The organism is Streptomyces sp. NPDC007164 (assembly GCF_040634135.1).
In the GTDB taxonomy this organism is placed as follows: domain Bacteria; phylum Actinomycetota; class Actinomycetes; order Streptomycetales; family Streptomycetaceae; genus Streptomyces; species Streptomyces sanglieri.
Genome location: NZ_JBEYFB010000021.1, coordinates 100,592 through 123,435 on the forward strand (window position 1 = coordinate 100,592; position 22,844 = coordinate 123,435).

Annotated in this window: 17 protein-coding genes and 2 pseudogenes; 6 read left to right on the forward strand and 13 right to left on the reverse strand. The window is 71.8% G+C overall.

Annotation, left to right across the window (positions count from 1 at the left end):
• Positions 1–4: 4 nt before the first annotated feature.
• Positions 5–913, reverse strand: coding sequence for a transcriptional regulator CynR (cynR, locus tag ABZ622_RS24795; RefSeq protein ID WP_360546629.1), 909 nt, complete (start codon positions 911–913; stop codon positions 5–7).
• Between the two features lie 276 nt (positions 914–1,189).
• On the opposite strand from cynR, the gene ABZ622_RS24800 reads away from it, so the two are divergent.
• Positions 1,190–1,690: a nucleoside deaminase gene (locus tag ABZ622_RS24800; protein WP_360546631.1), complete on the forward strand. Its 501-nt coding sequence runs from the start codon at positions 1,190–1,192 to the stop codon at positions 1,688–1,690.
• A 9-nt stretch (positions 1,691–1,699) separates the two neighbouring features.
• Positions 1,700–1,984 (forward strand): annotated as a pseudogene (locus ABZ622_RS24805) (cytosine permease); the annotation flags it as partial.
• 429 nt (positions 1,985–2,413) lie between these two features.
• Here the strand turns inward: ABZ622_RS24805 and ABZ622_RS24810 are convergent.
• Positions 2,414–2,923: pseudogene (locus tag ABZ622_RS24810) on the reverse strand (MFS transporter); the annotation flags it as partial.
• Between the two features lie 68 nt (positions 2,924–2,991).
• Here ABZ622_RS24810 and ABZ622_RS24815 point away from each other — a divergent pair.
• Positions 2,992–3,981, forward strand: coding sequence for a CehA/McbA family metallohydrolase (locus ABZ622_RS24815; protein WP_360546633.1), 990 nt, complete (start codon positions 2,992–2,994; stop codon positions 3,979–3,981).
• Between the two features lie 73 nt (positions 3,982–4,054).
• On the opposite strand, the gene ABZ622_RS24820 is transcribed toward ABZ622_RS24815, so the two are convergent.
• Together ABZ622_RS24820 and ABZ622_RS24825 are read right to left on the reverse strand one after the other, a co-directional pair.
• The gene (locus ABZ622_RS24820; RefSeq protein WP_360546635.1) at positions 4,055–6,085 is read right to left on the reverse strand and encodes a prolyl oligopeptidase family serine peptidase; all 2,031 of its coding nucleotides are present in this window, start codon (positions 6,083–6,085) and stop codon (positions 4,055–4,057) included.
• 62 nt (positions 6,086–6,147) lie between these two features.
• Entirely contained in the window at positions 6,148–7,110 is a 963-nt protein-coding gene (locus ABZ622_RS24825; protein ID WP_360546637.1) for a helix-turn-helix domain-containing protein, read from the reverse strand.
• 91 nt (positions 7,111–7,201) lie between these two features.
• Between ABZ622_RS24825 and ABZ622_RS24830 the strand changes: the two genes are divergently transcribed.
• Complete coding sequence (locus ABZ622_RS24830; RefSeq protein ID WP_360546639.1) at positions 7,202–11,431, forward strand: S8 family serine peptidase; 4,230 nt, start codon at positions 7,202–7,204, stop codon at positions 11,429–11,431.
• A gap of 123 nt (positions 11,432–11,554) precedes the next feature.
• Here the strand turns inward: ABZ622_RS24830 and lysA are convergent, their stop codons facing one another.
• From lysA to ABZ622_RS24855, 5 genes are all read right to left on the reverse strand, one after another.
• Complete coding sequence (gene lysA, locus ABZ622_RS24835) at positions 11,555–12,946, reverse strand: diaminopimelate decarboxylase (protein ID WP_360546641.1); 1,392 nt, start codon at positions 12,944–12,946, stop codon at positions 11,555–11,557.
• Positions 12,947–12,956: 10 nt separating this feature from the next.
• Positions 12,957–13,349, reverse strand: a complete 393-nt coding sequence (locus tag ABZ622_RS24840; RefSeq protein WP_360546643.1) for an SAV_915 family protein — start codon at positions 13,347–13,349, stop codon at positions 12,957–12,959.
• A gap of 334 nt (positions 13,350–13,683) precedes the next feature.
• Positions 13,684–14,070 (reverse strand): VOC family protein, encoded by a 387-nt coding sequence (locus ABZ622_RS24845; protein WP_360546645.1) that lies wholly within the window; start codon positions 14,068–14,070, stop codon positions 13,684–13,686.
• A gap of 844 nt (positions 14,071–14,914) precedes the next feature.
• A complete protein-coding gene (locus ABZ622_RS24850) occupies positions 14,915–15,451 on the reverse strand; it encodes a hypothetical protein (RefSeq protein WP_360546648.1) in 537 nt (178 codons plus the stop codon).
• Between the two features lie 83 nt (positions 15,452–15,534).
• On the reverse strand, positions 15,535–16,980 hold the full coding sequence (locus ABZ622_RS24855) for a serine/threonine-protein kinase (RefSeq protein WP_360546650.1): 1,446 nt from the start codon (positions 16,978–16,980) through the stop codon (positions 15,535–15,537).
• A 131-nt stretch (positions 16,981–17,111) separates the two neighbouring features.
• Between ABZ622_RS24855 and ABZ622_RS24860 the strand changes: the two genes are divergently transcribed.
• Positions 17,112–17,693 carry a hypothetical protein gene (locus ABZ622_RS24860; RefSeq protein WP_360546652.1) on the forward strand — a complete coding sequence of 194 codons (582 nt, stop codon included), beginning with the start codon at positions 17,112–17,114 and terminating at the stop codon, positions 17,691–17,693.
• Positions 17,694–17,716: 23 nt separating this feature from the next.
• Here the strand turns inward: ABZ622_RS24860 and ABZ622_RS24865 are convergent, their stop codons facing one another.
• Together ABZ622_RS24865 and ABZ622_RS24870 are read right to left on the reverse strand one after the other, a co-directional pair.
• Entirely contained in the window at positions 17,717–17,911 is a 195-nt protein-coding gene (locus tag ABZ622_RS24865) for an alpha/beta hydrolase (protein WP_360546654.1), read from the reverse strand.
• A 96-nt stretch (positions 17,912–18,007) separates the two neighbouring features.
• Positions 18,008–19,228: an epoxide hydrolase family protein gene (locus ABZ622_RS24870; protein ID WP_360546684.1), complete on the reverse strand. Its 1,221-nt coding sequence runs from the start codon at positions 19,226–19,228 to the stop codon at positions 18,008–18,010.
• Between the two features lie 354 nt (positions 19,229–19,582).
• Here ABZ622_RS24870 and ABZ622_RS24875 point away from each other — a divergent pair, with 354 nt between their 5' ends.
• Positions 19,583–20,683 (forward strand): NAD-dependent epimerase/dehydratase family protein, encoded by a 1,101-nt coding sequence (locus ABZ622_RS24875; protein WP_360546656.1) that lies wholly within the window; start codon positions 19,583–19,585, stop codon positions 20,681–20,683.
• A gap of 56 nt (positions 20,684–20,739) precedes the next feature.
• Here ABZ622_RS24875 and ABZ622_RS24880 read toward each other — a convergent pair whose 3' ends face one another.
• Together ABZ622_RS24880 and ABZ622_RS24885 are read right to left on the reverse strand one after the other, a co-directional pair.
• The gene (locus ABZ622_RS24880) at positions 20,740–21,846 is read right to left on the reverse strand and encodes a HAMP domain-containing sensor histidine kinase (RefSeq protein WP_360546658.1); all 1,107 of its coding nucleotides are present in this window, start codon (positions 21,844–21,846) and stop codon (positions 20,740–20,742) included.
• On the reverse strand, positions 21,843–22,799 hold the full coding sequence (locus ABZ622_RS24885) for a response regulator transcription factor (RefSeq protein ID WP_360546659.1): 957 nt from the start codon (positions 22,797–22,799) through the stop codon (positions 21,843–21,845). Before ABZ622_RS24885 ends, ABZ622_RS24880 begins: the two co-directional genes overlap by 4 nt.
• Positions 22,800–22,844: the final 45 nt, after the last annotated feature.

Here is a 22,844-nt window from a genome sequence, read left to right on the forward strand (position 1 = left end):
GGGCTCAGGCGGGCGCGTAACCGCGTGCGCCGACCAGGTCGCGGGCGAGCCGGGTGAAGGCACGTGCGGCGGCACTCTCGTAGGCGCTCTCCCGGTGCAGCAGCGTGGCGACGCGGGCGGGCAGCGGAGGGTCGAGGGGAATGGGCCTGAGGTGCGGGTGGTCGTCCGTGACCGCGTCGGGCAACACGGTGGCCAGCAGCCCGGTGCGCCGGACGATCTCCGTGAGTGCCTGGATGGTGTTGGCCTCCACGGCGATCGGCGGGCTGACGCGATGCGTGGCGAAGTAGCCGTCGATGTGGATCCGGGTGGCGAAGTCGCTGCTGAGCAGCGCGAGTTGCTGGTTCGCCAGATCACGCACCGGCAGCGGCCGGGCGCCCCGTTCCGTGGCGCGGTCCGCGGTGACGACCAGGCCCAGGGTCTCGGTGAACAGTGCGGTCGCGATGATGCCGGGCAGATGGGTGCCCGCGAAGGCGATGCCGAGGTCGAGGTCGTCGGCCAGCAGGCTCGCTTCGATGCGGTCCTGCGTCATCTCCCGCAGATCCAGTGTGATGCCGGGGTGGCGCGTGTGCAGCGCCTCCACCAATGGGCCGATGAGGTACGCGGTGAAGGTCGGCGTCACCGCGAGGCGCAGATGCCCCCGGGAGAGGTCGGCGACATCGAGTACGGCGCGGTCGGCGGCGGCCAGCTCCCGCAGCGCCCGCCGCGCGTAGTGCACATAGGCCTCGCCCGCGTCGGTGGTGCGGACGCCGCGGCCGCCGCGGTCGAGCAACTGCACACCGACGACGCGCTCCAGCTGCTTGATCTGCTGCGAGAGCGTCGGCTGCGAGATGTGCAGCTCTTCGGCGGCGCGCGTGAAGTTGCCGTGCTCGGCCACCGCGATCAGATAGCGGAGGTGACGCAGTTCCGGACCCATGCCCGAAGTATAGAGAACCTCAATCGGAATCCCCGCATGAGCACCATGACGCCTATGGCGTGCCGGACGACGGGACACCTCATCGGCCACCATCCAATCAGTGATGCCATCTATGAGAATCATGGATAACAAGACTTGGACACTATAGATGGAGCCATGCATGGTGGAACTCGTCGACCCTGGAACTATCGGCCCGTCGACCCGTCGGCCCGTCGGCCCGTCGGCCCCGAACACAACAACTCACAACACCCACCGCCTTACACCGGAGGCCTCGCCATGGACTTCGCCCAGCGCACCATCGACATCGCCCGCAAGAACGTGGAGGAGGGCGGACGCCCCTTCGCCACCGTCATCGTCAAGAACGGCGAGATCCTCGCCGAGAGCCCCAACAGGGTGGCCCAGACCAACGACCCCACTGCCCACGCGGAGATCCTCGCCATCCGGGACGCCTGCCGGAAACTGGGCACCGAGCACCTGGTCGGCGCGACCATCTATGTGCTCGCCCACCCCTGCCCGATGTGCCTGGGATCGCTGTACTACGGCTCCCCCGACGAGGTCGTCTTCCTCACCACCCGTGACGCCTACGAGCCGCACTACGTGGACGATCGCAAGTACTTCGAACTCGACACCTTCTACGGCGAGTTCGGCAAGGACTACACCGATCGACGCCTGCCCATGCGTCACGAGGCGCACGACGCCGCCGTCGATGTGTATCGGCTGTGGCAGCAGCACAACGGTGGCAACCGCCGCGTCCCCGGCGCACCGACAGCCGTGTAACCCCTCCATCTGCTCTTTCTCCTGCTGACGCTCACGGGCTTCATGGGGCACAAGACCGTTGTGCCCTGCCCCGTGATGAGCCGCGTCGCCTGGTTCGGCATCCAGACCCGTCTCGCGTCCTCCGTGCTGAGCACGCTCGTCGTGACGATGTTCCCCGGCCTCCGGTCCCTGGACACCAACTCCGTTCTCGGACGGTCGGCTCCCGACTGGATCGCCTTCCTGGCGCTGTGGGCCCTTCAGGTGCTCATCATGAGTTCCGGGATACAGATGATCCGGGGGTACATGGTCTTCGCCGGTGTCGTCCGCGGGACGTGGCCGCGCGGCGAACTCATCGCGGAGGACGGGAACAGCATCCGGCGGACCGGCCGACTGATCAAGAGGAGCGAGGACTGACCGGGGCGCTGCGCGGTGTCGCCAGCACCGCCCGAAGCCCGGTGGGCCGCCCCGACGGGCTTCAGCCCGTCCCCGGCCGCGACCGGAGCCGCAGATCGGTGGATACCGCAGTGCCCGCGGCGGTCGCCCGTACGGCGGGCACGCCGCTGTACGCAGCGACAATGTCCAGCCCACGACCGCATTCCGCGTGGGCGGGAGCCGGACCGGGCCGGTCATGATCCGCCGGCCGCCAGTGCCCCCGGTCCCGCACCTCGATCTTCAGCACGTCGTCGCGGACGCCCAGGCAGAGCGTGACATCATCACGATGTGGCCGTGGCGGCGCTGCGAGTGATCGGCGGGCATCACGGCGGTGCCGAGGAGTGCGGTGAGGGCGATCGGCACATTGACCAGCAGGCACCAGCGCCATCCGAACCCTTGGGTGAGCGCCCCGCCCAGAACGACGCCCAAGGAGGCTCCGCCGAGGGCGCCGAAGACGGCGATGGCACGGCGTCGCTCGCGGGGGTCGGTGAAGTTGGTCGCGACGAGCGCGAGGGCGGATGCGGCCGGCAGCGCGGCGAAGGCGCCCTGGACGGCGCGGGCCGCGAAGAGGGCCCGGGCGGTGGGTGCCGCGCCCGCCGCCGCGGAGGCGAACGCGAATCCGAGCAGACCGGCGGTGAACACCCGCCTGCGGCCCAGGTGGTCGGCGAGCCGCCCGGCGAGCAGCAGCAGTCCCTCGAAGGCGACGGTGTAGGCGGTGGCCACCCAGGGGCGGTCGCCGTCACTCATGTGCGGTTCGCTCTGCAGCGAGGGCAGGGCCACGTTCACGATCGTGCTGTCGAGCAGAATCATCAGCTGGGCCAGTCCAGGACCAGGGCTGTGCGCCCACCAAGTATGGGATACGGAAAATTCGACACCGGCAGGAGAAACGGATGCCTGAGCTGACTGCCCCACCGACACGCGTGGCCGGCCGAGGACGAGGTTGGTACCGGGGTGACTGCCATGTGCATTCGGTGCACTCGGACGGCGAGCTGACACCGGAGCAGCTCGCGGCCGGTGCCCGGGCGGCGGGGCTCGACTTCCTGGCTACCACCGAACACAACACCGCTGCGGCGCACGGCGCCTGGAACCGGCACGTCGGCGACGATCTGCTGGTGATCCTCGGCGAGGAGGTCACCACCCGGACCGGGCACTGGCTCGCGCTGGGTGTCCGCCCGGGTCAGGTGGTCGACTGGCGGTACGGCCTGCGGGACGGGCGGATCGACGGTCGGATCGACGAGGTGCATCGTGCCGGTGGGCTGTGCGTGGCGGCCCATCCGCACGCACCGTACGCCTCGGGCACGTTCATGTATCCGTACCGGGGGTTCGATGTGGTCGAGGTGTGGAACGGGGCGTGGAGCTCGGACGTGCCGTGGAACGCCGACAACGAGGCGGCCCTGGCCGAGTGGGGACGCGGCCTGGCCGCGGACATTCACCGGGGGCGGTGGCGCCCCGCGATGGGCAACAGCGACACGCACCTGCCGGGCCAGATCGCGATCCCGCACACCGTCGTGCTGGCCGAGGAGCTGAGCGCCGACGCGATCCTCGCCGGGATCCGGGCCGGCCGGAGCTGGATCGCCGGATCCCCCGCCGTGGAGCTTTCGTGCACGGCCTCGGCCGGTGGTCGGAGCGCCGGAATCGGTGAGCGGCTGAAGGCGGGTGACACACCTGTCGTGGTGCGGGTGGACGTGCGCGGTGTGCCCTCGGGCACGGTCGGCTTCCACACCGAGCAGGGCAGGGCACACAGCGCGTCGTTGCCCGAATCGGGAACGGGCGCCGTGGAGTGGCGCACCACTACGGCGGACTCCGCGTTCGTCCGTGTCGAGGTGCGCCGTCCCGACGGGCACATGGCGGCGCTCGGCAACCCGATCATCCTGGCCTGAACGCATCCTGGCCTGAACGAGCCTGAACCGGTCTCAGCGGGCCTGAACGGGCCTGAACCGGCCTGGATGCCTGCTACGTCTCCGGCGCCAGGTGCTGCCGGAGGAAGGTATGCATCAGGGCCTCGTTGTGGGCGGACTGTTCGTTGTCGCCGGCGCCCGCGTGCCCGCCTCCGGTGTTCTCGTGGAACAGGACCGGGTGGCCGAGTTCGCGCAGCCTGGCCGCCGCTTTGCGGGCGTGGCCGGGGTGGACCCGGTCGTCACGGGTGGAGGTGGTCAGCAGCACCGGTGGGTAGGCCTGGTCGGCGGTGAGCCGGTGGTACGGGGACAGCTCGCGCAGGTGCGGGAGGTCGGCCTCGTCGTCCGGGTTGCCGTACTCGGCGGTCCAGGACGCGCCGGCCAGGAGCTTGTGGAAGCGGAGCATGTCCAGCAGCGGCACCTGGGCGACGATCGCACCGAACAGGTGCGGGTAGCGGGTGAGCATCGCGCCCATGAGCAGGCCGCCGTTGCTTCCTCCCGCGGCGCCCAGCATGGCCGGGGTGGTGATGCCGCGCGCCACGAGGTCGCCGGCGACGGCCGCGAAGTCCTCGAAGGCTCGCGGCCGGTCCGCGCCGAGAGCGGCCTGGTGCCAGTCCGGTCCGTACTCGCCGCCGCCCCGGATGTTCGCGATCACGTAGGTGCCGCCGCGCTCCAGCCACGCCCGGCCGGTCACCGCGTCGTAGGAGGGGATGAGGGGGACCTCGAAGCCGCCGTAGCCGTAGAGCAGCGCGGGGCCGGGTCCGGCGCCGGGGACACGGCCGGGGCCGATCACGAAGTAGGGCACCCGGGTGCCGTCCCGGGAGGTGGCGAAGTGCTGTTCCACGGCCAGCCCGGCCGTGTCGAAGCGGGCCGGGGTCTGTTTGAGGATCTCGGAGTCGGCGCCAATCCGCCCGTGGTGGAGGGCGGACGGCTGGAGGAACCCGGACACGTCCAGGAAGTACTCGTCGGAGACGTCGGGGTCGGTGTCGACGACCGTGACGCGGGACAGCGCCGGGACGTCCGTCAGCGGCTTGCGGGTCCATGCGCCGCCCGGGGTGGGGGTGAGGACCTCGATGCGGGTGCTGACGTCGCGCATCGTCTCCAGGATCAGATGGTGGCGGGTCCAGGAGTGCCCGGCGAGGGCCGTCCGCTCGTCCGGGGTGAACAGCACCTCTGCGGTGCGGTCGCCCGCCAGGAAGGCGTCGAAGTCGAAGGCGAGCAGGGAGCCCGCCGGCTGTCCCAGCCAGTCCGACTTCAGGGTGACGATCAGATGCCGGCGGTGGGCATAGACGTTGGCGTCGTCGGGGACGTCGATCCTGACGAGCGAGGCGTCCGGGGTCAGGAGGTAGGTCTCGCTGCGGAAGAAGTCCAGCCAGCGGGAGACGAAGTCCCGCTCGAACCCGGGTGTGGCGTCGTGCCGGCCTCCGGCCGCCACATCGCCCTCCTCGGCCTCGAAGACCAGGACGGACTCTTCCAGGGGCGTGCCGCGGCGCCATCTGTGTACCGTGCGCGGATAGCCGGCGTCGGTCAGCGAGCCGGGGCCGAGGTCCGTGCCGATGAAGACGGTGTCCGCGTCGATCCACCCGATCCGTGTCTTCGCCTCCCCCACCCGGAACCCGTCGTCGACGAAGGTCCGGGTGGACAGGTCGAACTCGCGGACCACGACGGCGTCCCCGCCGTCGCGCGACAGACACACCAGTGCCCGGTCGTGATCGGGGCGGCGCACCTGCGCACCGGCCCACACCCATTTCTCGTCCTCCGCCGCGGCGAGCGCGTCGATGTCGAGGAGGACCTCCCAGTCGGGCGAGTCCTTGCGGTACTGCTCCGGTGTCGTACGCCGCCACACACCGCGCACCTGCTCGGCGTCCTGCCAGAAGTTGTAGAGGAACGCGCCGCGCCGGACGGCGTAGGGGATGCGGTCCGAGGCGTCCAGCACCTCCCGAAGGCGCTCCTTCAGGGCAGGGAACCCGGCGTCGGCGGCCAGTGCCGCCGCCGTCTCGGCGTTCCGCTCGGCCACCCATCGGAGCGCGTCCTCGCCGTCGATGTCTTCCAGCCACAGGTACGGATCTTCATCAGTCACGAGTGGCATTGTGCAGCCACGGCCCGCGTACGGAGAACACAGCCAGGTGTTCGACGTCCGGGCGTGCGGGCTCAGAGCCAGCCGCGACGGGCGGCGATCACACCTGCCTGGAAGCGGTTGGCGGCGCCGAGGAGCTCGTGGAGGCGGCTGATGCGGCGGCGCATGGTCCGCACGGACCAGCCGAGCTGGCGCGCTATCGCCTCGTCCTTGAGGCCGCTGACCAGGAGGGTGAGTACGCGGCGGTCCTCCTCGCCCAGCGGGTCCTCGGCGGGGGCGTCCAGGGGCAGGGCCTGCTTCCAGCACATCTCCCAGTAGTTGGTGAGGGCGTCGAGCAGGGTGGACGGGCGGATCACCGCGGCGCGGACGTCGTTGAGGTCGAGGGAGAGCGGCATCAGGGCAAGTCTGCGGTCGGCGATGGCGAGTTTGATGCGCAGGCCGGGCATGACGCGGGCCTGTTCGCCGTGCCGGACCAGTTCGCGGATGTCGTCGAGGACGCCCGGCCATTCCAGGGCCTCGGGGGCGTAGACCGCGCGGTAGCGCACGCCGCGGCCCATCGCCGTCGCCTCCACCGGGTTGGAGGTGGTCAGGGCGTACGGCGGCCGGTCCAGGGTCATCACGTCCTCGTGGGCCTCCTGCTGAAGCCGGACGAACCAGCGGCCGAGCGCCTCGCTGCCGGTGGTGATCTCCACCTCGTCCTCGTCCGTGGCGCCGGTACGCGCCGCGGCGAACAGCCGGGACAGCTCGTCGGCCGCGGAACGGACCCGCTCCAGCTCGTTGCTCCTGGCCCGTACCAGCGCCTCGACGGCGGCCCCCGGCTCGATCGCGGCGTACCGGCGGCGGGTGCCGGCGAGCCGGCCGACCAGCCCGTGGTCGCGGAGCCGGTCCAGCGCCCTGGCGACGCGCTCGGCCGAACAGCCGAGGTCCGCGGTGAGTTCGGCGGGGGCAGCCGTCCGCCGGGTCAGGACGGCTCGGTAGACGCTCTCGTCGAACGGATCGATGCCGGCTGCCGTGAGTCGCGGTGTCTCGGGAGTCATGGACGGATGGTGGCCCAGTTGTGCCAGCGGCAGCAATGGGCCACGAAGATCCATTGTGCGGCAAGTGCCCGCACCACTAGGACCTTTACGCATGGCAATGAAGTCACGAAGATCCCGTCATGCCGCTCTCGCCGCCGCTGTTCTCGCCGGCACGTTGGCGGCGACACCCGGTGCCGCCGACGCATCCACGCCCGACCCTTCGCAACGAGTGATCGTCGAACTGTCCGGGAGGCCCGCGGTCACCGCCGCGCCCGGCGGTTCGCTGCTGTCCGCCGAGGCCGCCGAGGATGTCGGCGCCGCCCGCCGCGCGCTCGACGTACGACAGGAGACGTTCCTCGGCTCGGCGAAGAGCGCCGGGCTGCACCCTTCGGCAACCCGCAGGCTCGGACTCCTCATCGACGCCGTGGCGATGACGGTGCCCGCGTCGGAGGTGGGGCGGCTGTCCGCGCTGCCGGGCGTCACCGCCGTCCGCCCCGACACCCGGGTGCTGACGAAGACGGACGTGAGCGTGCCGCTGATCGGCGCGCCCGACGTCTGGCGGCGCAAGGACCCCGGCGGCGGCCGTGTCAACGGGACGGGGACCACCGTCGCGATCCTGGACAGCGGGGTCGACTACACCCACCCCGACCTGGGCGGCGCGCTCGGCAAGGGCCACAAGGTCGTCGGCGGGCACGACTTCGTCAACGGCGACGACGACCCGATGGACGACAACGGCCACGGCACCCACGTCGCCGGGATCGTCGCGGGCAGGGCCGCCACGAAGGGCGGCATCACGGGCGTGGCGCCGGGCGCGGATCTGCTGGCCTACAAGGTGATGGACGCCGACGGCTCGGGCTACACCTCCGACATCATCGCCGGGATCGAGGCGGCCTCCGACCCCGCCAACCCGCACCGTGCCGACGTCATCAATCTGAGCCTCGGCGGCCCCGGCGACGGCACCGACCCGCTGGGCCGCGCCGCCACCGCGGCCGTACGGGCCGGTGTGGTCGTGGTGGCCGCGGCCGGCAACGACGGACCCGGCGCGGGTACGGTCAACAGCCCCGCGACGGCCGACGGTGTGATCGCGGTCGGCGCGTCGACGAGCAATGTGCGGCTGCCCAGCGCGTATCTGGCGGGCGCGAAGCCGGAGTTGATCCAGAGTTACCGCGGCATCCTGTCCGCGAACCCGCCCGAGCGCCCCGTCACGGCGCCGCTCGTCGACGTCGGCGAGGGCACCCCCGAGGACTGGGAGCGGGTCGGCGACGTACGCGGAAAGGTCGTACGGGCCAGGATGCTCGTCGCCGCCGACGCCCGGTACCTGACGGCGAGCGCGTTGGAGTGGGCGCAGGAGGCGGAACGGCGCGGCGCGATCGGCGTACTGGCCGGACTGCCCGGCAACGACGGCCCGGTGTTCGCCGCCGGAGCGGCGGGAGAGGCCCCGCCACCGGAGGTGCACCCCGAGCCGGGAGTGGCACAGGTGCCGTCCTCGCCCGCGCGGATCGACGCCTCCGGCGACTCGCTGCGGATGGACCACCTGGTGGTCATGGGCATCGACTCGACCCAGTACACGGAGTTGAGTTCCAGGCTCGCCGCCGGGAAGGTCTCCGTGACGCTGCGCGGCACCGACACCACCGACCGGATCGCCTCGTTCTCCTCACGCGGCCCCTCCCAGGCGTTCGGCCTGAAGCCCGATCTGGTCGCGCCGGGTGTGGAGATCCGCTCCACGATGTCCAAGGCGCTGTACGGGCCCGGCGAGTACCGCATGTCGGGTACGTCGATGGCGGCCCCGCACGTGGCGGGCGCCGCGGCCCTGCTGCGCCAGCTGCACCCCCGACGTACGCCCGCCGGGATCAAGGCCGCGCTGGTCGGCACCGCCGAGCCGCTGAGCGGCAGCGGGCCCACGACACAGGGCTCGGGCCGGCTCGATGTGGCCACCGCCGCCTCGGCCACGCTCGGCGCCGCACCTGCTTCGGTGTCCTTCGGGCTCGCCGACCTGTCCGGGCGGAAGGTCGGCGGCACCTCGAAGGTGACGCTGCACAACTCCGGCAGGCGGCCGGTCACGGCCTCGCTGCGCACCGACGGTCCGGCGACCGTCTCGCCGAGGCGGGTCACCGTACCGGCCGGGCGGACCGCGACCGTCACGGTCTCGCTGCGCGTCGCCAGGCCGGACACGGACACCGAGATCGGCGGCCGCATCACGGCGACCCCCGACCGGGGACCGGCGATCCGGGTGCCGTACCTGCTCGCCGTCCGGCATCTGGCGGTCCAGGCCGCACCCGACCCGAGCGACGGTCACTCGACCGTGCACATCGCCCCGCCGACCCGGCTGGCCGCACCACCGGTCGTCACCGTCACCCCGCCTCGCGGCCGGTCCACCGACATCGCCTCCACCCTGGATCCCGCGACCGGCTACTACCGGGCGGAGGTGACCGGCAAGGCGGCCGGCGCGTACCGGGTCTCGGTGCACGGCACCGCAGGCACCGGGCAGCGGCTGATCGGCTCCAGTGCCTTCGAGGTCACCCCGGCCGACAGCCGCGGCGACCGCTGGCAGCCGGTGGGCCCCAACGGGGAGGCCGGCTCCCTCACCCTCTCGCCTGGCAGGCCGGATCAGGCCGTCCTCACCCAGTACCAGAAGGCGGCTCCCTGGCTGACCACCGACAGCGGCGCCTCCTGGCGGCAGCTGGGACGGCTGCCGGTCGCGGACGGCACGGGGCAGCTCGTGGTGGACGCGGAGAACCCCGACCGCTGGTGGTACTCCGTGAACAGCGTCCACGACCTCAGCCGCCGGGGCACCGTGCTGCGCACCGACGACAAGGGCCGGACCTGGCGCACGCTCGACGTCCCGGACACCCGTATCACCGCGTTCACCGCCGATGAGCACACCCGCACCCTGGTCGCGGTCACCTCGGACGCGCTGCTGGTCAGCACGGACGCGGGCGACCACTGGACGACGTACCCGACCGGCGTCACCGGTGCCGTCACCGCCGCCGCGATCACCGGTGACACCCTCTACATGACGACGAACGACGGCGTCTGGGCCCGCTCCGGCATCGGCTCGGGCGACCCCGGTGAGGCGCGCAGGCTGTACGTCCCGTCCGGCGAGCACGTCGGCGGGCTGGCCGCCGACTCCTCGGTCGTGGCGGTGTACGTGACGGGCACCGGAGTCGTCGGCTCCCACGACGGCGGGAAGAGCTGGGCCACCCTGCTGCCCTTGGCGGAAGGCGGCCTCGGCCTGACCGTGTCGGGCGGCGACCTGTACCTGCGCACGCTGTCCGGCAGCGGCCGGCTCAGCCGCGACCACGGGCGGACGTGGACCACGGTGGCCACCCCGTCGCGTGCGGCGGTACCGGTGGACTACGACCGCTGGGCCGATGGTTCAGTCACCGTCTCCGCCGAGCAGGACGGGGTCTACCGGGGCGCCCCGGACGGCACCGGCTACCGGCGGATCGGCGTCCAGGGACAGACGGTCCTCGATCTCGCGGTCAGTGACGGTCATCTGCTCGCCGCCACGGACAGCGCGGTCTACCGGACCGCACTTCCCGTCGCGGGCCCGGAGTGGGGCCGGTCGGGCGGCGAGGGCATGCGCGGCGTCACCGTCCCTCAGCTCGCCACTTCGGCCAAGGAGCCGAAGGTGGTCTGGAAGGTCCGGCGCACCGGGTTCGGCGCGTTCACCGTCGAGCGGAGCGCCGACGGCGGTGCCACCTGGAAGAAGCGGGGCACCTCGGCCGAGGTGCCGACGGCGCTCCTGGTCCACCCCGCCGACCCGAACCGGGTGATGGTCGGCTTCCGGAGCCTGTTGGGGCAGGGGCTGTTCGCCACCAGCGACGGCGGCGCGACGTGGAAGAACCTGTACCACGAGCGCTCCTTCGACACCATCGTGGGCGATCCCTCCGATCCGCTGCGCCTGTGGCTCGGCAACAGGTCCGGCCTCTACCGCTCGGACGACGGCGGTGTGACCGTCACCCGGGTCGCCGACGGCCCGGTGGCCGCGATCGATCTCGCCGGCCGGCGTCTCGTCATCGGCGGTGAGAACGTCCGCGTCAGCACCGACGGCGGCCGGACCTTCCGCACCGCGGACACCGGAGCGCTCGCGATCCATGTCTCCGACCTGCTCCGGGTCGGGGACACGTACTACGCGGCCACCGCCAGCTCCGGGGCCAGTGGTCTCCTGCAGGGCGGCCGCGGTGTGCTGCGCAGCACCGATCGCGGCCGGAGCTGGCACAACATCTCCACCGGCCTGCAGAACACCGATACGACGAAACTCGCCGCGAGCCCCGACGGCCGCACGCTCTACGTCGGCACCCTCGACGGCGGCGTACACCGTCTCGGCCTGCGCCGCTGATCACCACGGACCGCGGGCGGCGGCTTCCTCCCGCCGCCCGCGGTCCTGTGCTCCCGATTCATCCCGAGCGAGAGGAGAGTGCGACCGGCTCCTCAAGTTGCGGACGCGGGGCGTGATGACCACTCAGAGACCGATGTCGCGGCCGTTGATGTCGGCGAGGGACTCGCGTCGGACCAGCAGCCGTGCGCGGCCGTCCGCCACGGCGACCACCGGCGGGCGGCCGACCGCGTTGTAACTGGACGCCATGGAGAGGTGGTACGCGCCCGCGACCGGCACGGCCACCAGGTCCCCGGGGCGGATGTCGCCCGGCATGGGCACATCGGCGGCGAGCACATCGCCCGCCTCGCAGTGCCGGCCGACGACGGTCGCGGTGCGGGGCTCGGCCGTCGAGCGCCGGCCGATCAGCCGGGGTGCGTAACGTACGCCGTACAGTGCGGGCCGTGGATTGTCACTCATGCCGCCGTCCACAGCTACGAAGGTGCGCTCGCCGGTCTGCTTCACCGCGAGCACCCGGTAGAGCGCCACGCCGGCGGGCCCGACCAGCGCGCGGCCGGGCTCGATGGTGAGCCGGGGCACGGGGATGCCCGCCGCGGCGCAGTTCGCGGCCAGTTCGCGGTGGATACGGGTGCCGAGAGACGGAATGTCGAGGGCAGCGTCCCCCGGCCGGTAGGCGACGGCGTGCCCGCCGCCGAGGTCCAGTTCGGGCAGGGCGATTCCGTGCTGCTGTCGGATCTGGGCGAGCAGCCCGACGACCCGTCGCAGCGCGGTCAAATAGGGCTTGGCGGTGGTGATCTGTGAGCCGATGTGGCAGTGCAGGCCCACGAGTTCGAGCCGTGGCTGGTCGAGAATCCGGGCGACCGCGTGCCGGGCACTGCCGTCGGTGACCGACAGCCCGAACTTCTGGTGCTCCGTGCCGGTGCGGATCGCGGCGTGACCGCCCGCGCTCACCCCCGGAACCACGCGCACCAGCACCTTCTGCCGGGCGCCGTCCGGGATGAGCGCGGACAGCCGGGCGATCTCCCACGCGCTGTCGATGACGATCCGTCCGACACCCAGGCGCAGCGCGGCTTCCAGGTCTTCCGGGCTCTTGGCGTTGCCGTGCAGCACGATGCGTTCGGGCGGGAAGCCGGACGTCACGGCGAACTCCAGCTCGCCCGCGGAGCAGACATCCAGGCCGAGGCCCTCCTCCCGTACCCAGTGCAGCAGGGCGCGGCAGAGAAACGCCTTGGCCGCGTAGACGACATCGGTGTCCGGGAAGGACCGCAGATAGGTGCGGCAGCGTTCCCGTACTTCGCCCTCGTCGAGGAGGTAGACCGGTGTGCCGAACCGTTCGGCCGCCTCGACGAGCGAGACGCCGCCCACCGCGACATCGCCGTGGGCGGCGAGCCGGGCCGATGCGGGCCAGACGGACAGGCCGGCGGTGTTGCCGGGAGGCACGGGGGCCGGGTGAGGCACGGGGGCCGGGTGAGGCACGGCCGGTGCCGAAGGCGGCTGTCCGGGGAATGTTGTGGTCATGGTGTTTCCCTCAGCCGATCAGGAGGTTGCCGCAGGGCACGACGGCCGTCCGCCGGTCGTGTTGTGCCGGGGGTGCCGTGCGTCGGGCGGGGTTCACGACGGGGGCGGTGGCATCGGGCCCCGGTACGGCGAGCAGTGGGTCGACGACGAGGCCGACGATCCCCAACGGCGCGACGAGGGCGCGTACCGCCGGCTCGGAGAGGCGGATCCAGGGCTGGCGCTGTCCGAGGGTGAGGGTCAGTTGCCGCTCGTGGGTGAAGGCGACGGCGGTACGCACACCGAGGGGCGTGCGGAAGAGGCGGGCGCAGTGGCCCCCGGGCCCGGGCCGGACCGGAACGAACAGCGCTCCGGTCCGGCTCGGTCGAAGGGGGTCGGGGTCCTCGGCAGGCCGGCTGTCGTTCATGGCACTCCTCGTGGAGACGGGCACATCGTCCCGGACCGATCCCGATCCGGGTTGGCATACAACGACGCTATGCCCGCTCCCACGGGGCCGGACGTCGCCATTGGCGGCCCCTTGATCCCGCGGGTCCGACCCTTGACGCACAATTGACGACGCCCGCCGCACGTACGGTCGACCGCGGGCCCAGGCCGTTCCGTTCGGTTTTCCCGGAGTGCCGAGTGATCGCGTGCGCCCCCGAGCACATGCGCTGTCTCACCGGAGTCCTCGGAACAGAGGGCCCCGGACCGAACACCGTCGTCGCCCACTGAGTGCCTCGGCCGGCGGGCCGTGGAACGGCCTAGTTGCTGTGCACGATCTGGATCAGGTTGCCGCAGGTGTCGTCCAGGACCGCGGTGGTGACGGGCCCCGTCTCCAGCGGGTCCTGGGTGAACCGCACTCCGAGTCCGCGCAGCCGGTCGAACTCGGCGTTCACGTCGTCCACGGCGAACGACGCGGCCGGGATGCCGTCCTCGACCAGCGCCGTCCTGTACGGCTTCACCGCGCGATGGCCGTCGGGCTCCAGCAGCAGTTCGGTGCCGTCGGGGTCCTCCGGCGAGACCACGGTCAGCCACCGGTCCTCGCCCACCGGGACCTCGTGCTTCTTCACGAAGCCCAGCACGTCCGTATAGAAGCGCAGGGCCTTGTCCTGGTCATCGACGAAGACGCTGGACAGATGGATCCTCATGGGGTGCTCTCCGGGGTGTCGGTCCTGAGCCACCGGGTCATGGTGCGCTCAGGGGGGCGGTGTTCAGAGAGTGGAACTCGTCGCGGCCCTGGCGCCGCACATGGGCAGGCATCGACCTGCATATCAAATGGAGCGCGTCGACGCAGCTCGGCCGAACCCTCAGGGGTGGAGCAGGACGCCGACCGGAACGGGTTCGACACGGCGCGGGCGGCGAGCAGCGAGTGGCCGCCGGGGTCCGTGAAGAAGTCGGCTTCCGCCGACAACTCCCCGTTCGGTGCCGAGTGCCCCCGCTCACACGTCGCGCACGGTCGTCTCCAGGCCGGCGCGGACCGGCACCACGCTGCGGCCGGTCGTGGCGAGCCGGCGGCCGACCGGCGGGGCAGTCGGCGGTGGTCGGTGCTGCCGCTGGGCATGACGGGCAGCCGGCCGGGGAAGCCGGGGGCGACGGCATCATGCAGGGCAGCGAGCGGCGCAGGCGCTCGTGCAGCCGGGTGGTCAGACCGTCTAGTCGTCGGAGGCATCGTGCTTTGCCGCAGCACACGATGGAGGCGGCGAGGGCCCCGTCGCCGTCGTTCGTGTTCACGAGGGCGGCGCCGCATTCAAGGCCGGCGGTGTGCGGTCGCAGGCGGGCTCGAAGAATTGGTTCAGCCTGTCCGCGCTGCCCGTTCCCCCGGTTCGGTACGGTCACCGATCGGGGCGACGGGCAGCGCGGCGGTGCGGGAGACCATGGGTTCCCTCTCGTCCGGTGCGAAACGTGCTCGGTCACCTCAAGCCTGGGTGGCACCGAATGGGAGGAAGCTGAGAGCCCGGCCCGGCCGGACCCACCGTCGCCCTGCCGCCTCTGTCACTCGCCGGGGAACGAGAAGTAGAGCGCGTCGCTGTAGAAGGAGGCGAAGTGGTTCTGCCAGTCGGCCCGGACGGACGCGAGCCATGCGTCGTCCGCACCGGCGATCGCCGCCTCGGCACGGGCCACGGCGTCAGGGATGTCGTGCGAGACCAGGTACTGCACAGCCTCCTCGGGATCCTCGTCGCCGAGCGACACCATCTCCCCCGTCTCCAGCACGAAGTACGTGTCCCGCTGCTTGTCCAGGTGGGCTGTGGTCCTGGCGACGCACTCGGCGAATTCGCGGTCGTCCGGGAGCCCTTGCCCGACCACGCGCAGGAGATCGCCGAGCAGGGTGGCGCCACCGGAGAAGTCCGCGGCGATGCCGATACGCCTGTTCCAGATCATGGACGAGACGATGTTCGGCTCGCGCCCTACGAGCAGCTTGTGCGCCAGCGGAATGCTCCAGTTGTGCTCGGAGACGCACCGGATCTTCTCCGGATTCGCTTCCGCGGTCGGCGGTGTGCTCGCTGAGTAAAGGTATGAACGGTTGGCCATGGTGGTGACCCTAACTTCCCCCACTGACAGTCCGGACCCGGCGAAGTGCGCGACCCGGCCCGGCACGCGTGGTCGGTGTGGCGTCAGGAATCGTCGTGGGTCTCGGTGACGGGGACGTCGTGGCGGGTGGCGAAGGTGCGGACCGTGTCGGCGAGCGGCCCCGTGCCGGTACCGGGAGCCAGCCAGCCGGTCCGGATGTGGATGGCTCCGTCCTTGCTCCTGCGTACCCACCGCGGTTTCAGGAAGGCCGCGGGCAGCCGGTGGCTCTCGGGCATCCACACCGTGAGCACGGTGTCCCCCGCCTCCTGCACTGCGATCTCGACCGACTTGGCATCGGACCAGCGCAGCACCGCCAGGTTCATGGCGGAGCCGACGCCGATGCCGAGATCGTTCACCACGAGTCCGTCATTCTGGCTGAGCAGGCCGAAGAGCCTCAGCAGCATCAGGAACGCGATGAATCCGGCCAGTACCCTCAGCCCCTCGGCGATGTGAAGCAGGTCACCGCTCGCCGCGATTCCGGCGAACGCGAGGGTGATCAGCGCGTTCCGCAGGATCAGTGCCCTGCGGCTCCGCCGGTTGCGGAGGTAGGAGGCGATCGGCTCGGATCCGGAGCGCGCGGCGGGGCGGCGGCGGAGTGCGGCCTGCCCCGGTGGTGCGACCGGAGTGGCCGGGCGGGGCCGGGTCGCTGCCGGAGGCGCCGGCCACGGTGGGGTGGGCGCCGGCTCGCCGGGCGCCACAACGGTCAGGTCGATCCGGCCGGCGCAGGCGACCAGCAACTCCTCGGGGGTGGGCCGCAGTCCGGGTTCCTTCCGCAGGCAGTCGACGACCATGGGCCGTAGGTCCGCGGGGATCGCGGAGACGTCCGCTTCCTCGTGGACCGCCCGGTACAGCAGTCCGTAGACCTGCCCCTCCCCGAACGCGCTGCCGCCCGCCGCCGCGACCAGCACCGCACCCAGCGCGAACATGTCGCACGCGCCGGTCACTTCGAGCCCCTGGGCCTGCTCGGGCGCGATGAACCCGGGCGTGCCGATGGCCGCCCGGTCGGCGGTCAGCCGGGTGCCCTCCACGGCGCGGGCGATGCCGAAGTCCAGTACCCGGGGTCCGTCCTCGGCGAGGACGATGTTGCCCGGCTTGAGGTCACGGTGGACCAGGCCGCAGGCGTGAATGGCTTGCAGCGCCTCCGCGAGCGCGGCGGCCAGTGCCCAGAGCCGCCGCTCGTCCAGCGAGCCGTGCCGGGCGACCTCTTCGGCCAGCGTCGGACCCTCGATGTAGGCACTGGCCATCCACGGCTGCGGGGCGTCCGCGTCGGCGTCGACGACCGCCGCCGTGTGGAAGCCGCCCACTTTGCCCGCGGCCTCGACCTCTCTGCGGAAACGTCTCCTGAACTCCGGGTCCGCCGCGTACTCCGCCCTGATCACCTTGATGGCGACCGCCCGGCCCGCACGGGAGCGGCCCAGATAGACGGATCCCATGCCGCCGCTGCCCAGCTCACGCACGATCACGTACGGACCGATGTGTCCCCCGACCACGGCACCCCCTCGGAATCGACGAAAGCCACGGTCTCTCCACCTGTTCCGTTCCGCCGGACGCGGGCTCGGCATACGATCCGCGCAACCGCAGTATGTCGCGGGCGCGTCACGCCTGTCAGGGGGGAGCCAAGATGGAATCCGATGATCTGAACGGACCCGGGAACGGCCGGCACGAGGAGCGCAGCCGGGCCGGAGGCAATCCCCGTCCGCACGGCGGGGGCGGCCCGGGGCAGGGGCGGCCCTGGGGGCCGGGCGGTTCCCCCGCTCCCTCCGGGGTCCCCATGCCCGACCCGGTACGGAAGCTGCGGGTGCTGATGATGGTCCTCGGTGGCATGCAGGCCGTCCTCGGGCTCGCTCTGGTGAGCAACAGCGTGGAGATCGCCACGTCGATCTGGGGCGAGGGCGAGCCGAATCCGTGGGGCCGGACGGCGGGCGAGGCCCATTCGGGGCAGATCGTCTTCGCCGGGATCCTGGTGCTGGCCATCGCGGCCTGGGGCGTCATCACCGCCGTGAAGTTCCCCACCCGCAACCCCGTCCTGCGGACCTCGGCCTTCGCCTACGGCTGGACGGCCCTGCCCTTCACCGTGGTGTTCTTCCAGGTGATGCCCATCCTCGGGATCGCGTGGCTGGTGCCCGCGATCCTCGCCCTAGTCCGGCCCAACCAGCCGGAAACCCGGGCGTGGTTCGGCGGGCCCGGCGGTTCGGCACGTTGAATGTCCGCGCCGCCCGCCCGACCTCACCGTCGGCAGGTGAGGTCGCGGGAGGGCAGCCGGCCGCTGAGGAAGCAGGCGTCGACGGCGTCGTTGGCGCAGGTGTCGCCGTAGCGCGGATGCACGGCGTGGATGCGGGCGCCGTGCAGGGTGAGCAGGCGTGATGCGGTGAGCCGCCGGTGCAGTGCGAGGGCGCTCGCGCAAGGGCGCCGAACGGGCATGTACTGATACTGCGCGTGCGTGTCGGGCGAAGGAGCGGCAGCTCCATGGGCCATGGCCGCGTCATTGCCGTGGTGGCTCCAGCGGGCGTGGTGTGGTCATCGGCGGGCGCCGGTGGGGCCGGTAGAGGTGGTGGGACCGGTAGGGGTGGTGGGACCGGTAGGGGTGGTGGGACCGGTCAAGCCGGTGGGGCCGGTGCTGGATGAACCCGAAGTGGTGGCAGGCCGGTGGTCGCCCTTGATATCGATGAGAAAGAAGTCCCGGATGTCCTCGGCGAGCAGCTCCGGGACCTCCATCGCGGCGAAGTGGCCGCCGCGTTCGAACTCCGACCAACGCCTGATGTCGTAGAGCCGCTCGGCCAGCGGCCGCACCGACTGCGTGATGTCGTGCGCGAACACCGCCACGCCGAGCGGCACCGTGCAGGGTTCGGTCCGACGCGGCGCCTCTCGGTGCAGCCGTGCCGAGGAGGCCGCGGTGGCCGTCAGCCAGTACAACGAGACGTCGGTGAGCATCCGCTCGTCGCTGATCTGCGAGCGGGGGTCCGTCCAGTGTGCGAAGCGCTCGGCGATCCAGGCCAGTTGGCCGACCGGCGAGTCGGTCAGGGCGTAGCCGATGGTCTGCGGGGTGGTGGCCTGGAGTGCCTGGTACGGCGGACGGTTCGCCATCAGTTGCCGGACCCTTTCCAGCCGAGCTTCGTCGGTCTCGGACAGTTCGATGCCGGCGTCCGGATCGGGCCGCGTGGGCAGGTAGTTGACGTGTACCCCCATGACCTGTTCTGGTGCCACCGCGCCCAGGGCCGTCGATATGCCCGCGCCGAAGTCGCCGCCCTGCGCCCCGTAGCGCTCGTACCCCAGACGGTGCATCAGCTCGGCCCAGGCCCGGGCGACCCGGACCATGTCCCAGCCGCGTTCATGGGTCGGCCCCGAGAAGCCGTAGCCCGGGATGGACGGAATCACCAGGTGGAAGTCGCGTGACAGCGGCTCGATCACATCGAGGAACTCCAGGAACGAACCGGGCCAGCCGTGGGTGAGGATCAGCGCGGGCGCGTCCGGCTGCGACGACCGGACGTGAATGAAGTGGATGTTCTGACCGTCGATCCCGGTCGTGAAGTGCGGGAGTTCATTGAGCCTCGCCTCGTGCTCGCGCCAGTCGTAGCCGCCGCGCCAGTACTCGGCCAGTTCCCTGAGCCGTGCCAGCGGGAAGCCGTAGTCCCATCCGGCATCGGCGACCTCGTTGGGCCAACGGGTGCGGGCGAGCCGGTCGTTCAGGTCGTCGAGGTCGGCCTGGGGGATGTCGATGCGGAACGGCTTGATCGTGATCCCAACTCCAAGGGGCTTCGTCCGGTGTGTCCAGGCGCCGGGGCGACAGCACCTCACACCTGAATCGTTTGTGTCACTAACGTTCATGTCCCCGGAGAAGATAGATTGTTAGTGGAACTAACGCAACGTACGATCGCGGCATGAGCGACAGCAGGCGTGGCATGGCGGGCCCGGCCGACCCGTGAGCCGGCCGACCCGTGAGCCGGCCCGCCCAGCCCCTCGCCACCGTTGCGGAACGCCACGGCCGGAGCATGTGAGCAGAGCGCGCATCCTTCACCCGGACAACGCTTACGGTCCCGTGACGTGCCGAAACAGAGGCGCACGACTCGGCTCCGGGGGGCCTAGCTTGGGCGTATGCGTGTACTGGTCACCGGCGGCGCCGGGTTCATCGGGTCGGAAATCGTGCGGACGCTCGCGTCGGCCGGGCACGAGGCGGTGGTGCTCGACGCCCTGCTCCCCTCGGCGCACGGCGGCACAGCAGCCCCACCCTCCGACGCCTACAGCGACAGCGACAACGGCAACGGCAGGCAGGTGATCATCGCGGACGTACGTGACCGCGAGGCCGTGGACCGTGCGCTCCGGGGCATCGACGTGGTGTGCCACCAGGCGGCGATGGTCGGCCTCGGGAAGGACTTCGCCGACGCCCCGGAGTATGTCGGCTGCAACGACCTGGGAACGGCCGTACTGCTCGCCGCGATGGCCTCGGCGAGAGTACGGTGCCTGGTGCTCGCCGGGTCGATGGTGGTGTACGGGGAGGGCCGCTACTCCTGTCCCCGTCATGGCGGGGTCCGGCCGGGCCCTCGGGCGGAGGCCGATCTGGCGGCGGGCCGCTTCGAACCGCACTGTCCCCACTGCGGTGCCGAGTTGGAGTCCGGGCTGGTCACGGAGGACGCGCCGGCCGACCCGCGCAATGTGTACGCGGCGACCAAGCTCGCCCAGGAACACCTCGCCGCGGCCTGGGCCCGCGCGTCGGGCGGAAGTGCAGTGTCGCTGCGCTACCACAACGTGTACGGCCCCGGGATGCCACGCGACACCCCGTACGCCGGTGTCGCCTCCTTCTTCCGTTCGGCGCTGGCCCGGGGGGAAGCGCCCCGGGTCTTCGAGGACGGCGGCCAGCGCCGGGACTTCATCCATGTACGGGACGTGGCGGCCGCGAACGCGGTGGCGCTGGAAGCGGTCGCCGGACGCCGTCCGGGCAGCTTCACCGCGTACAACACCGGGAGCGGACAGCCGCACACCATCGGCCAGATGGCGACGGCCCTGGCCTCGGCCCACGGCGGTCCGGCGCCGGTGGTCACCGGTGAGTACCGGCTCGGGGACGTACGCCATGTCACAGCGGACTCACGGCGGCTGCGCGACGAACTGGGCTGGAGGCCGGAAGTGGGTTTCGCCGAGGGAATGGCCCGGTTCGCCACGGCACCGCTGCGGGAGGCGGCCGCGGGCCCGTCCGCCTGACGGCCCGTCGGGTGACTTGCGGCCGGGCGGGGCGGCCACCCGACGGGGTGCGGAGCTCAGGCCGGCGGCAGCGTCACCTCGAAGCAGCAGCCGCCGGTGACGTTGCGGACCTCAGCCCGGCCGGCGTGTGCCTCGACGATTCCTCGCACGATGGCCAGTCCGAGCCCCGCACCTGCCGGGGGCGTACGGGCGTGGCTGCCGCGCCAGCCGGTGTCGAAGACCCTGGGCAGGTCCTCCTCCGGGATGCCGCCGCAGCCGTCCGTCACCGAGAGGACCACACCGCCGCCCGTGCGGTGCGCGGCCACCGCGACGGTGCCGTCGGCCGGAGTGCGGCGGATCGCGTTGATCAGGAGGTTGCCCAGGACCCGGCTCATCTCCTTGCCGTCGACCTCGACGGGCACCGCCTCGACCCGGTCACCGACCAGCCGCACGCCGTGCTCGCGGGCCAGCGGGTCCGCACCGGCGAGCGCGTCGCCCACCAGGTCGTGGGCGGAGATCCGGGTGGGGCTCAGGGTGAGCGAGCCGGCGTGGATGCGGGAGAGCTCGAAGAGGTCCCCGACCATGTCGTTCATCCGCTCCACCTCGGTGCGTATCTGCCGCAGATAGCGCCCCGAGTCGACGGCCATGCCGTCCTCCACTGCCTCGGACATGGCGCGCAGACCGGCGAGCGGGGTGCGCAGGTCGTGCGAGATCCAGGCGACGAGCTCCCGCCGCGAGGTTTCGAGGGCACGCTCCCGCGCGCGCGAGGCGTCGAGCTTGACACTGGTGGCGGCCAGTTCGCGGGTGAGCGCGGCGAGTTCGGCGGTGGCCGGGGCCTCCGGGGCGGCGAAGGTGCCGCCGTCGCCGAAGGAGCGGGCGGCGAGCGTCAGATCGCGGCTCCTCGCCGCCACCCAGCGGCCCAGCAGCATCGCGGTGACCAGCGAGACGACGGCGGCCATGGCGACGACGGTGGTGACCACCGTCAGGTCGTGCGGTGACAGGAACATCGCCCAGGCGACGGCCAGCGTCCCGGCGAGCATCGCGGTGACGGCCACGGCGGCCACGACGCTCAGGGAGACGACGAGCGAACGGTGCCGGGAGAGCCGCAGCACGAGTGCACCGAGCAGCCCGGCGGCGGCGGCGCCCAGGAACGCGAAGAGTGCGATGAGGAGGATGTCGGTCATGACGGCGCTCCGAAGCCGGAATCGGAACCAGAACCTGAGCCTGAGCCGGAGCCGGAACCAGAGCCGGAATCGGAGCCGGAGCCGGAGCAGGAACCAGAACCAGAACCTGAGCCGGAATCCGTGGCGGTCGTGGAGGCGGCGGTGCCGGAGCCCCGTGCCATGGGCAGGTCCAGGCGGTAGCCGACGCCCCACACTGTACGGATCAGCTCCGGGCGGGCCGGATCGGCCTCGACCTTCCCACGCAGCCGGCGGACGTGGACGGTCACGGTCGACAGGTCGCCGAAGTCCCAGCCCCAGACCTCGCGCATCAGCTCCTCGCGGGTGAACACCCGGCCCGGACGGCGCAGCAGGAAGGCGAGCAGGTCGAACTCCCGCAGGGTGAGGGCCAGCACCCGGCCCTCCCACGTCGCGCGTCTGGCCGCGGGGTCCAGGACGAGACCGGCGCCTGCGAGCAGTTCCGAGCGGCCGGAGGAGGCGGCGGCCGTCGCGCGGCGGAGTACGGAGTCGACGCGCAGGACGAGTTCGCGTGGGCTGAACGGCTTGGTCACATAGTCGTCCGCCCCGGTCTCCAGACCCAGGATGCGGTCGTCCTCGTCGCCGCGCGCGGCCAGCATGATGACCGGTACCGGTCCGTGCGCCCGCATGCGGCGGCAGACCTCGAATCCGTCCATGCCGGGCAGCATCAGGTCCAGGACGGCCAGGTCGGGGCGGCGGGCGGTGTACTGCTCCAGCGCGGCCGGGCCGTCCGCCGCCCGGGCCACCTCGTACCCGGCCCTGGTCAGGTATTCGGTGACCACCTCCGCGACGGTGGGATCGTCGTCCACCACGAGTACGCGGCCGCGGGCGGGGGCTTCGGGGTGGCCCGCACCGGGGTCCGGGCAGGCCTGCCGACCGGGGCGCGCCGGAGGCTCCCCGTCGGCGGGGACGGGCGGCGGTGTGTCCGTCGTTTGCATGTCATCACCCTGGCACCTGCCCTCGGCGGACCGGGGACGGCCCGG

Excerpts from the sequence above, each read along its gene's own strand:
- lysA (WP_360546641.1), bottom strand. The coding sequence starts at position 12,946 with ATGACCACAACATTCCCCGGACAGCCGCCTTCGGCACCGGCCGTGCCT.
- ABZ622_RS24830 (WP_360546639.1), top strand. The coding sequence starts at position 7,202 with ATGGCAATGAAGTCACGAAGATCCCGTCATGCCGCTCTCGCCGCCGCT.
- ABZ622_RS24820 (WP_360546635.1), bottom strand. The coding sequence starts at position 6,085 with ATGCCACTCGTGACTGATGAAGATCCGTACCTGTGGCTGGAAGACATC.
- ABZ622_RS24865 (WP_360546654.1), bottom strand. The coding sequence starts at position 17,911 with ATGCCCGTTCGGCGCCCTTGCGCGAGCGCCCTCGCACTGCACCGGCGG.
- ABZ622_RS24815 (WP_360546633.1), top strand. The coding sequence starts at position 2,992 with ATGCCTGAGCTGACTGCCCCACCGACACGCGTGGCCGGCCGAGGACGA.
- ABZ622_RS24800 (WP_360546631.1), top strand. The coding sequence starts at position 1,190 with ATGGACTTCGCCCAGCGCACCATCGACATCGCCCGCAAGAACGTGGAG.
- ABZ622_RS24875 (WP_360546656.1), top strand. The coding sequence starts at position 19,583 with ATGCGTGTACTGGTCACCGGCGGCGCCGGGTTCATCGGGTCGGAAATC.
- ABZ622_RS24880 (WP_360546658.1), bottom strand. The coding sequence starts at position 21,846 with ATGACCGACATCCTCCTCATCGCACTCTTCGCGTTCCTGGGCGCCGCC.
- ABZ622_RS24845 (WP_360546645.1), bottom strand. The coding sequence starts at position 14,070 with ATGAGGATCCATCTGTCCAGCGTCTTCGTCGATGACCAGGACAAGGCC.
- ABZ622_RS24860 (WP_360546652.1), top strand. The coding sequence starts at position 17,112 with ATGGAATCCGATGATCTGAACGGACCCGGGAACGGCCGGCACGAGGAG.
- ABZ622_RS24885 (WP_360546659.1), bottom strand. The coding sequence starts at position 22,799 with ATGCAAACGACGGACACACCGCCGCCCGTCCCCGCCGACGGGGAGCCT.
- ABZ622_RS24850 (WP_360546648.1), bottom strand. The coding sequence starts at position 15,451 with ATGGCCAACCGTTCATACCTTTACTCAGCGAGCACACCGCCGACCGCG.
- ABZ622_RS24840 (WP_360546643.1), bottom strand. The coding sequence starts at position 13,349 with ATGAACGACAGCCGGCCTGCCGAGGACCCCGACCCCCTTCGACCGAGC.
- cynR (WP_360546629.1), bottom strand. The coding sequence starts at position 913 with ATGGGTCCGGAACTGCGTCACCTCCGCTATCTGATCGCGGTGGCCGAG.
- ABZ622_RS24825 (WP_360546637.1), bottom strand. The coding sequence starts at position 7,110 with ATGACTCCCGAGACACCGCGACTCACGGCAGCCGGCATCGATCCGTTC.